At 32.1% G+C, this 9,307-nt stretch carries 13 protein-coding genes; 11 read left to right on the forward strand and 2 right to left on the reverse strand.

What is annotated here, in order from left to right:
• The 3 genes from M9H71_RS24700 to M9H71_RS24710 all read left to right on the forward strand — a co-directional run.
• Positions 1-343 (forward strand): hypothetical protein (locus M9H71_RS24700; protein ID WP_455407507.1); only part of this gene is annotated, 343 nt, incomplete at its 5' end.
• Positions 333-1,184 (forward strand): peptidoglycan-binding domain-containing protein, encoded by an 852-nt coding sequence (locus M9H71_RS24705; protein WP_455407508.1) that lies wholly within the window; start codon positions 333-335, stop codon positions 1,182-1,184. The genes M9H71_RS24700 and M9H71_RS24705, both read left to right, overlap by 11 nt.
• 59 nt (positions 1,185-1,243) lie before the next feature.
• Complete coding sequence (locus tag M9H71_RS24710; protein ID WP_455407509.1) at positions 1,244-1,570, forward strand: hypothetical protein; 327 nt, start codon at positions 1,244-1,246, stop codon at positions 1,568-1,570.
• A gap of 33 nt (positions 1,571-1,603) precedes the next feature.
• Here the strand turns inward: M9H71_RS24710 and M9H71_RS24715 are convergent, their stop codons facing one another.
• Positions 1,604-2,239 carry a hypothetical protein gene (locus M9H71_RS24715; protein WP_455407510.1) on the reverse strand — a complete coding sequence of 212 codons (636 nt, stop codon included), beginning with the start codon at positions 2,237-2,239 and terminating at the stop codon, positions 1,604-1,606.
• Positions 2,240-2,461: 222 nt separating this feature from the next.
• Here M9H71_RS24715 and M9H71_RS24720 point away from each other — a divergent pair, with 222 nt between their 5' ends.
• The 8 genes from M9H71_RS24720 (at position 2,462) to M9H71_RS24755 (ending at position 8,434) form a co-directional block, all read left to right on the forward strand.
• Entirely contained in the window at positions 2,462-2,656 is a 195-nt protein-coding gene (locus tag M9H71_RS24720) for a helix-turn-helix transcriptional regulator (RefSeq protein ID WP_455407511.1), read from the forward strand.
• Between the two features lie 116 nt (positions 2,657-2,772).
• Positions 2,773-2,937 (forward strand): hypothetical protein, encoded by a 165-nt coding sequence (locus M9H71_RS24725; RefSeq protein WP_455407512.1) that lies wholly within the window; start codon positions 2,773-2,775, stop codon positions 2,935-2,937.
• A gap of 253 nt (positions 2,938-3,190) precedes the next feature.
• On the forward strand, positions 3,191-3,562 hold the full coding sequence (locus M9H71_RS24730; RefSeq protein WP_455407513.1) for a hypothetical protein: 372 nt from the start codon (positions 3,191-3,193) through the stop codon (positions 3,560-3,562).
• Between the two features lie 10 nt (positions 3,563-3,572).
• Positions 3,573-4,001, forward strand: coding sequence for a hypothetical protein (locus M9H71_RS24735; RefSeq protein ID WP_455407514.1), 429 nt, complete (start codon positions 3,573-3,575; stop codon positions 3,999-4,001).
• Position 4,002: 1 nt separating this feature from the next.
• A complete protein-coding gene (locus M9H71_RS24740) occupies positions 4,003-6,312 on the forward strand; it encodes a hypothetical protein (protein WP_455407515.1) in 2,310 nt (769 codons plus the stop codon).
• A 116-nt stretch (positions 6,313-6,428) separates the two neighbouring features.
• A complete protein-coding gene (locus M9H71_RS24745; protein ID WP_455407516.1) occupies positions 6,429-6,692 on the forward strand; it encodes a hypothetical protein in 264 nt (87 codons plus the stop codon).
• Between the two features lie 113 nt (positions 6,693-6,805).
• Positions 6,806-6,982: a hypothetical protein gene (locus tag M9H71_RS24750; protein ID WP_455407517.1), complete on the forward strand. Its 177-nt coding sequence runs from the start codon at positions 6,806-6,808 to the stop codon at positions 6,980-6,982.
• A gap of 120 nt (positions 6,983-7,102) precedes the next feature.
• Complete coding sequence (locus M9H71_RS24755) at positions 7,103-8,434, forward strand: hypothetical protein (RefSeq protein ID WP_455407518.1); 1,332 nt, start codon at positions 7,103-7,105, stop codon at positions 8,432-8,434.
• Positions 8,435-8,911: 477 nt separating this feature from the next.
• Here M9H71_RS24755 and M9H71_RS24760 read toward each other — a convergent pair whose 3' ends face one another.
• On the reverse strand, positions 8,912-9,136 hold the full coding sequence (locus M9H71_RS24760; RefSeq protein WP_455407519.1) for a helix-turn-helix domain-containing protein: 225 nt from the start codon (positions 9,134-9,136) through the stop codon (positions 8,912-8,914).
• Between the last annotated feature and the right edge of the window lie 171 nt (positions 9,137-9,307).

Consider the following 9,307-nt stretch of genomic DNA (forward strand, 5'->3'; position numbering starts at 1 on the left):
GCAGCTCAATAGGGCTGTTTTTTATTTAGAAGAAAGTAGGTGTACCATGAATGAAATATCCATAGGAATACTTTATACAGCATTAGGCGCATTATTAGGCATTGTAGGTTATATGCGTAATGCTAAAAAAGATACAAAAGAAGAAGCTGGCAATGCAACTAGAGTAGAAATTAAGCTTGATTATGCTATTACCGGAATAAATGAAATTAAATCTGACATCAAAGATACCAAGAAAGATATTGGCGATCTTGCGGATAGGCTTACAAGAGTAGAGGAAAGCACAAAAAGTGCGCACCATAGAATAGATAATTATGAAAGGGAAGGGATAACAAATGTCAGATAATAAAGGTTTAGTTGAACATGCAAAACAGGCTAAAAATGAAGGCTGGGGTTATGTATACGGAACATTTGGACAGGTATTAACACCGGATTTATTAGCACAGAAAGCACGACAATATGGTGAAGCAGTAAACAACTATTTTGATTTCATAAAGTCTCACTGGATGGGAAAACATGTCGCAGATTGTGTAGGACTTATAAAGTCTTTCTATTGGAACGGTAAATATGATGGAAATACGGACGTTTCAGCCGATGGCATGTACAGTAAAGCGAATGAAAAAGGTGATATAAACTCTATTCCGGATATACCGGGAATTTGCGTACATAAGTCAGGACATATCGGCATATATATCGGTGGCGGTCAAGTCATAGAATCACATGGAACCAAGTACGGAGTAATTCAAACGCCGCTTAAGGGTGGCACACCTTGGACACATTGGTTAAAATGCCCTTATATCGACTATGTAACAACTGCTGCACCACAGCCACAGGATACAAATAAACCAAGCAAAATTCCATTTAGACAAAATGTATTATTGTTTCAGCAGGCTTGTAATAAGGTTGGGGTTACAGACGAGAATGGCAACAGACTTGATGAAGATGGAAAGTTAGGAGATCATACAAAGGCAGCTATGAAGAAAGCTGAAGCTGTTATACGTAGAGGAGCCAAAAACGCACTTGTGGGAGTTATTCAGACTATACTTAAAATCTCTGTAGATAATTCCTATGGGAAAGATCCATATCATGAAACATATGATGCAATAGGAAATTTCCAAGAGGCTAAGAATTTGAAGAAAGATTATACAGTAGGTCCAAAAACTTGGGAAGCATTATTAACCGCATAATTATGAGTGTCGAAAGGCACTCTTTTTAATTTTAAAAAATAAGGAAAGAGGTAATATAAATGAAAACAATATTAAATTATGTATGGGACTATAGGTTCGTTATTTTGGCTGCAGTTGCAGTTATTCTGTATGCTATTTTCAGATGGTCCGAATTTAAGGCAAAGGCATATGCAATAATGCTGCAGGCTAAGAGCATGGCTAAAGACCAAGTGCTTAAGACAGGCAAAGATCAGGCAGATTGGGCAGCCGATAAACTATATTCTGTTATACCGGCTAGATATAAAATATTCATTTCTCAGGATAAAGTTAGGAGTTTAGTTGAGTATCTTTATTTAAAAGGCAAGGATTTCATGGACGATGGTAAATTCAATAATAGTGTACATTAACAAAAGGCAGTCTCTTCGGAGGCTGCCTTCTTTTTATTTCTGTAAAGTTAAAGTAAAATCATATTCATAAATGTTTTTGTCTGTATAGTCTTCGATGAAAACATAACCCTTAACTTCGTTGCCCCCAAATGTAGCCCAATTTTGTGTAGGAAAAGTATCATTATATGATTTATGATCATCGGATAAATTCTTAACCTTAAAAGATACCGAAGAATCTGCATATACCTGAGCGACTTTTGAATATACATTCATTGGTGTGTCACATTCAATAGTTATTTTCACATCTGAGTTAACCTGTGGAGATAAATTGCCAATTTTTACTCTATATTTTGAACTATCTTTAATAATCCTATTCTTGTCGATATCAAACATATCGTATACAGTTCTTTGTGGTTTTGAAGTCGGATTAGGTGCCTTAGTAGGCTCGGGTGTAGGCTTTGGTGTAGCTGTAGGTGTTGGAGTTGGTTCAGGCGTTGCCGTAGGTTCTGTACTTGGTATAATCGTAGGCTCCGGCGTTGGTTCGGTAACCTCCCCGGTAGAATTATCTGCTGCAGCAAATGCATATTTATTTTCTATAGTCTTATCTGATGTAGAGCTATCTACTTTCTTGGCACATCCGGTCATTCCAATCATTAATATACTTATTATCAATGGTAAAATCTTTTTCATACATTCTCATCCCCTTTTGGTTATATTTTACACCTTTGAAGCGGCTAAAATCAATATTACTATTGCAATTATTGACAAATAAATGCTTATATCTATTCTTATAATATTCTTCTTATTCATAAAATCACCTCAATAAAATTATTACCATAAAAAGGAATTATTAACCTTACGTAGAATAAATACATAAGATAATTACAAAAGGTGTGAGGTGGTAGACTTGGGGTGAAAAGCAGATTAAAAGAGATTAGAATGAAAGAATATATGATGGATCCTGGAGAATTTGCAAAGTATCTAGGGATTAGTATTAAAACATACTCTGGATGGGAACATGAGCACAGTCGGCCTACACTAGAAAAAGCACTTGAAATAGCTGATAAATTAAATAGAGACGTTAAAGATATATGGCACCTTGAGTAGTGCCATTTTTATTTGCAGAACATTCTTAGAATATAAGAAATCTCTTAAAATTTAAGCACACTTCCGCAAATATTCCATATATTATTATTAAGAAATGTGGAAAGGAGCGGCAATAGATGCCTAAGATTGACGTAAGTTTTAAAAAAACTACTAGGGATACAAAATTATTTTTAGAGGTAACTTCCAAAGAAGAGAAGAGTGATTTTATAAAAGATGCTATAGAGTTTTATATTCAATTCTTAGAAAAAAGCAAGAAAAAAAGCCCATCCATAGAGGGATAGACTTAATCCACGACGCTTCTTGTGAGCTTCCTTGCTTGCGCTACGTACACTACACTAGTAGCTTATGCGCGAATATTAATTGTGTTACAAAATTTGAGGGTGTTCATATAATAATTCACAGAAAATTAATATCCAAACCATTCAAGAATACGTGCTCCTGCCAAGCAAATTAAACTTAAAGCTAAGTATATTTGCATAATATCACCTCAAAAGTAATTTAACCATTTAAATAATAATTTATACAGGAGGAAATATGAAAACTGAAATCATGTCATTATCACAATTTTTAGAGGTTGAAAGAAATAAAAAAGTAGAAATAACAAAAATAGATCCTAACGCAATAAAATTAAGTTTGGCTATATTTACTTATATGATGTTATATAGCACTACCGTTCATGCTGCTCCATTTGATGCCGTAGGACAAAGATTCTTTTCCTATGCTAAGAATTTCTTATACTATGGATATTTAGTCATGGGATGCTTACAAAGCTTTAAAGAAGCTCAGAGCGGTGATTATAAAGGCGTTTGGAAAGTAGTTGCAAAATGTGGCGCAGCTTACGGAGTAACTGCTATATTGCCATGGCTATTTAGAGAAATTGATGCCGCATTCTCTAGTTTGAAATAGGAGGCTTAATATGCAGACTATGTCTTTTGCTCAATTTTTTAGTCCGGAATTGGAACAGTTTAACACAAACATTGAAAACGCAAATAAAATTATGAATGAAATACAGAATCAAATAAATCATAATCAAGAAATACTAAAGCAAACTAACCCTTTACAAGACTTTATCCAAAGAGGGCAATATCATGCTCCGCAGAATACACCTCAAAATGCAATATTAACATCGGATTATTGGGCGCAATTAGCTGCTGATGCAGTTAAAAAAACAATATGGCTTCTATGGTGCAGTTTCGTGGATATAAGCCGCACAATCAGTTTTATGGGTTGCATTATTGGAATAATGCTGTGGGCATTTGGAGTATCAAAAGGAAAGGCAATCACTATTGGAAGTCTATTGTTTTATATAATAATAAAAATAATCAATGTAGCTTTTGGGGGCTAGTATGAAACTATCACAGTATTTCCAAATTATTCACCCAAAGTACACTTATTTAAAATTAACGCCAGATACATCAATTCGAAATTACAATTCTACTAATATAGCAAAGTCAATTCATCACATTCAGAAAAATATTTTTCAAAGGATCCACAGAGAAGAAAAGAAATTAACCTTCGAAACACCTATGAAGTGTTCATACCTTATTGATATCCACAAAACCAAAGTTGAATTTTATTTTATAGTACCGCAGCAGTACGCGAACATAGCCAAGGAAAAGATAAGAGAGACATGGTCCAAGATAACCATAGAAGAGTCGGAAAGTGTCCTGGGGTTTTCTATGGATGCACTTAAATATCAATTATGCTATAAAAAAGAAGATGCATTAAGCCTTGGAGTAGATAAAAAGTCAAACGAACCACTAAATGACATTTTAAATGTAATTGATATAATGCAGGATGCCGACCGGGTATCAATCTTATATAATTTTATACCGTGGAATATGACTGGATGGAGGACAGAGTACGCAAAAACCATAGCTAAATTTAAACAGAAACAGCCTATAGAACGTGAAAAGCTATCAAGCAAATATTTGTTCAAACTAGTAGTAAATCTTCTTATAGAGGTCATGGACGGCTTTATGGAAGTTGTAGGAGACTTTCTTGGCAATAAGAAAAAAGTCAATGAAATGAATTATGTAGAGTTAGCTGTTGCCACAATGAACTTAGATAAAAATCTGGATGCAGCAACTCATAAAAAGAAAGATGATATCATCTTAAAAACACAGGCTGTTGTTATCTCAGATAGTGCGGATAAACACAGAATAAAGCAAAATGCATTATCAGTATGCCAAGCGTATAAATCAATTGAAGGAGATAATGAGTTATTATATAAGTCACTAAAAAAAGATATAAAAGTAGAATCATATACACTACCGGCAGAGATCAACCATATGAGTATTAACGAATGTCAAAACTTTATCCAGCTCCCGGGGAGAGAATTGTTGCAGCAATTTAAAATAATCAATAAAGTGGATACACTTGAATCCGAGGTGCCTAAAGAACTGCAACAGGGTACAATGTGCCTTGGTGAAAACACTTATAAAGGCAATATACAAAAAGCTTACTTAAGCAATGATAAAGAGTTTAAGAATTTAACATTGTGTCTTATAGGTCCTACAAGAGCTGGAAAAACCACATTAATTAGTAATCTTGCCAATGATGGAATTAAGGCCGGAGAAACAACAATATTGTTTGATTACTGCGGCAATGCAGAATTATCTCGGGATGTAGCTGAGAGTATAACGAAAAATAAAGTATTAAACATTGATTGCAGTAACTTTGATACTCTCCAAGGCCTTGGATACAATGAAGTTGTACCGGTAAATGACACGCCATTTGAAGTATATAGATGTGCTAAAGCTAAGACATCACAGCTTATGACACTAATAAATTATGTAAATGACGATGAAGAATTTAGAGCACGCATGGAAAGAGTATTGGAAGCTGCTGCGGTATTAGTATTCATCCAAGAAGGTTCTATAAAACAAGTTTTTGAAATGCTTCAAAACCATAAACTAAGGCATAAATTTATAGATAATATACCCATTGAACAATCAAATAATCTAGAGGAATATATTAATACATTACTGGAAATAGACGAATGGAACAAAGGAACTAAGGAGAATGCGCCGGAGATTATAGGGACCAAAGTAAGCTATACACAAGGTATACTCAGTAGAGTGCAGAAATTAAAGCAAAATGCATATATGGAGCTTATGCTCAAAAAAGACTGTAGTAACAATATAAACCTTGTGGAAGAAATGCAAAAGGCACAGCTTATATGCATTAAGATGCCGGAGGTTATGTTTTCTACAGAGCAGGAAAAAGATATCTATGCAACGTACTGGCTTACAAAGATATGGGGCGCTCTTCAGAAAAGAAAGTGGGATATACCATTAAAGAACATAGTAAAGGTGAACATAGTTATAGATGAATTATACCAAGTACCAAGTTGCCAGGACTTTCTTAAGAGCAAGTTAAGCCAGATAGCAAAATTTCAAGCTAAACCCATTATAAGCTGCCATTACCTTGGACAGATACAAAACATAAGGAATGAATTAAAAGCTGCAAATTGTTCATACATGCTGCTAAGTGGATGTGATAAAGATAACTTCCGGGAATTAAAAGAAGAGCTGGCACCTTATGAACTGGAAGATCTCTTGAATTTGAAAAGATATCATAGTCTCAACTTAATGAAATATGAGGGTGGATGGGCTAAGTTTATTACAAAGATGCCGGCACCTATAAATAATTAAAACAATATGCTCAGGTATAAGGATTTTATACTTGGGTTTTATTTTATGTTTGTTTTTTATTTAAATTTGGTTATAATTAAAATACGAATATATGTTCTGTAAATGAGGTGAATAAATTGAAAGTAGTTGCAAAGCCTATAGATGTTGTAGTTTGGTTTGCTAAAGACGGTATGCCTAACCCTGTTAAAATTCGCTTATTAGCTGAAGATAAAAGCGAGATGGTATACAAAATAAATAAAATTGTAAATGTAGAAAAGATAAAGTTGGCTGGCAATCCTACGATAGTATTTACGTGTCAAGGCGAAATAAAAAGCGTTGAAAAGCTATTTGAAATAAGATATGAAAATCTTACATGTAAATGGATGCTGTTTAAAATATAGAGTGGAGCAAAAAAACTATTGACATGTACGGATATTATGCGTACAATAAAAATATGTAATATGCAATATAACCGTACATATAAAAATGAATAATAAAACTGAAAGGAGGAATAATGATGGCAAGAATAGATATTAGAGATATTGATGATGAGACGATGAAACAATTGGATGAACAATGCGAAAAATATGGAGTCAACAGCAGAGCTGATTATATTCGTTTATTAATCAAGATGGATATAATGACTGACATAGTTCAAAGGATAAATCAAGTTGATGATCAAACTACATAAGGGGTAAAAGAAAATAATAATATCTTAGGAAGTGAAAGTATGAGTTTGGAAGAAGAAACGAAACTATATATAAATATAGTAGCTTCCAGAAACGTGTTTTAACGAAAGGAGGGCTAAAGAATGTTATTTGAGGACAAAATATTAAGCCTCGGTGAAAAAATAGATATACTATGTGATAAATTAGATTTAAAACAAAAAGATTTAAAAGGAGACTTTACAAGGACAAACATATATTTGGCTAAGAAAAATGGTAAATGCACTCCTAAAATTGCCGAAGCTATAGCAGAAGCTTTTAACAAAAGAATAATAGAAGGAAAATATGATTACGAAAAAATAACCGTAGAAGATTTGCTACTTACAGAAGATGAACAGGCAAATAAAAAAATGGAGTTATATTGCGAAAAGATATATGAAAATGCTGTTAGCAAAAAACCTTTAGAAGATATAAATGAAAACATAGCCATTACAGATAACTTAATTAATTCCTATAATATTGATTCAGGATTAATTTGCAAAAGGCTGTTATATATTTCAGAGGCTTATTATTATGCCCATAAATATCATTTGTGCAAGACTTATGCTATTAAAACATTTGCTGCAGCTATTAACAATGATAATATAATATATATAATAGATGCACTAAATCAATTCATAAAATCATTATATTTTAATTGTGAATATGAAGATATAGAAATGTACGCCGAAATGGCTAAAAAGTTAACTCAAGCAAAAAATATCACGATGAATGAGGAATTAAGAAAAGTATATTACAACACAGCATTAGCTTTCAGCAAGCAGAACCAGCCTGAGAAATGTTTAGAGTATCTAAATGATATAGATGAAAGCAAACTGCCTAAGGACTGGTACTATGATATATTAATATTAAAATCAATATGTTATAGGAAACTGAATGAACTTAAAAAATCTGAACAAACACTTATTAATATTATAAATGAAGTCAGGGATATAGCTGCATTAAATCCGCTTGCACTAGCTTATGCAAATTTAGCGTTTTTAGAGGCAGAAAAAAATGATCTAGAAAAATGTAAAGAACATATTAATACTGCCACAAAAATTAACAGCAATGATACATATCATACATTAATTTTGTGTGATTGTTTTAGAGCATCGTTGAAAATTAATAATATTAAATATATTCATGATAATTATTTAATATATATTAATTATGTGATAGAATTAAATCAAAAGAAATTAATTACTGAAGCAATACAGGAAGTCTTTTATTATTTCTTGAAACATAACAATACAAAAGAAATTGAAAGCATGATTAATGAAATAAGCAGTATTATAAATAATGAAGAATATACACTTCCTTGTGATATATCAATAATATTTATAGAAGCAGTAAATTACTTTTCTGCTGATTTAAATAAATATAATCAATACTTTGATTTATGTTTAAAAATGCAAAGGAAGCTATGTGCAGTATAAAGGAGATGATAAAATGAAGAGGAAAAAAATTAGACTGTTTATGCTAGCTGTATTAGTGGCAGTAGCTACAATTACTAATTTAAGTCAAGTTGTAACATTAGCTGATCCAAACACAAATGTAACTCCAATACATATTAACTCAGAAGAACCGCCACCACGCTAAAGACACTTCTATGAAGTGTCTTCTTTTATATCTATATAAATATTAACATTTTATGAACACAAAAAAAGGAAAGTATTTTTGCTTAAATTTACTTTCCTTTTATTTTTGTCGTGCTATGGTAAAATATATATAACTTATAGCGATATATGTCGATATATACTATTATGTGATGAAAACGTGCGCATAAATTAATAAAAAATAAAGATTGTAAATATTTTAACAAAAAGGAAAGTATTTTAATAGAAATATACTTGCATTATTATATTTGAAAGAATATGTACAAACAATTATAATGAAAATATAGAAATAATTGTTCATTTATATTTATCAAAAGGATACTTCTTATTTGTTCTACAAAGTATGTAATCGGTCGAGACATCGAAGTAGTCTGCAATCTTTATAAGAATAGAAAAATTAGGCTCTCTTCCGGTATTTTCGTATCCAGATAACATTTCTCTGGATACACCTATTATTTTTGAAAGTTCTGCTTGGGTTAAATCACGATCCTGTCGCAATTCTTTCAATCTATCTTTAAACACTGTAATCCCTCCACAGAAAAGTATAACACGAGAGGGTTTAGTGTTTTATAAAATGGTTCAAATTGAATCAAAATAAATATTTTAGAGTATTGAGTTCATCTTGGGGGGGATAATTATTATGAAAGTAAGGGTAGTAATTGTAAATGGTAAAAAAAGAGTGATAATAAAAAA

This window comes from Rhodopseudomonas parapalustris, from assembly GCF_053772255.1.

Excerpts from the sequence above, each read along its gene's own strand:
- M9H71_RS24705 (WP_455407508.1), top strand. The coding sequence starts at position 333 with ATGTCAGATAATAAAGGTTTAGTTGAACATGCAAAACAGGCTAAAAAT.
- M9H71_RS24710 (WP_455407509.1), top strand. The coding sequence starts at position 1,244 with ATGAAAACAATATTAAATTATGTATGGGACTATAGGTTCGTTATTTTG.
- M9H71_RS24715 (WP_455407510.1), bottom strand. The coding sequence starts at position 2,239 with ATGAAAAAGATTTTACCATTGATAATAAGTATATTAATGATTGGAATG.
- M9H71_RS24725 (WP_455407512.1), top strand. The coding sequence starts at position 2,773 with ATGCCTAAGATTGACGTAAGTTTTAAAAAAACTACTAGGGATACAAAA.
- M9H71_RS24730 (WP_455407513.1), top strand. The coding sequence starts at position 3,191 with ATGAAAACTGAAATCATGTCATTATCACAATTTTTAGAGGTTGAAAGA.
- M9H71_RS24735 (WP_455407514.1), top strand. The coding sequence starts at position 3,573 with ATGCAGACTATGTCTTTTGCTCAATTTTTTAGTCCGGAATTGGAACAG.
- M9H71_RS24740 (WP_455407515.1), top strand. The coding sequence starts at position 4,003 with ATGAAACTATCACAGTATTTCCAAATTATTCACCCAAAGTACACTTAT.
- M9H71_RS24750 (WP_455407517.1), top strand. The coding sequence starts at position 6,806 with ATGATGGCAAGAATAGATATTAGAGATATTGATGATGAGACGATGAAA.
- M9H71_RS24755 (WP_455407518.1), top strand. The coding sequence starts at position 7,103 with ATGTTATTTGAGGACAAAATATTAAGCCTCGGTGAAAAAATAGATATA.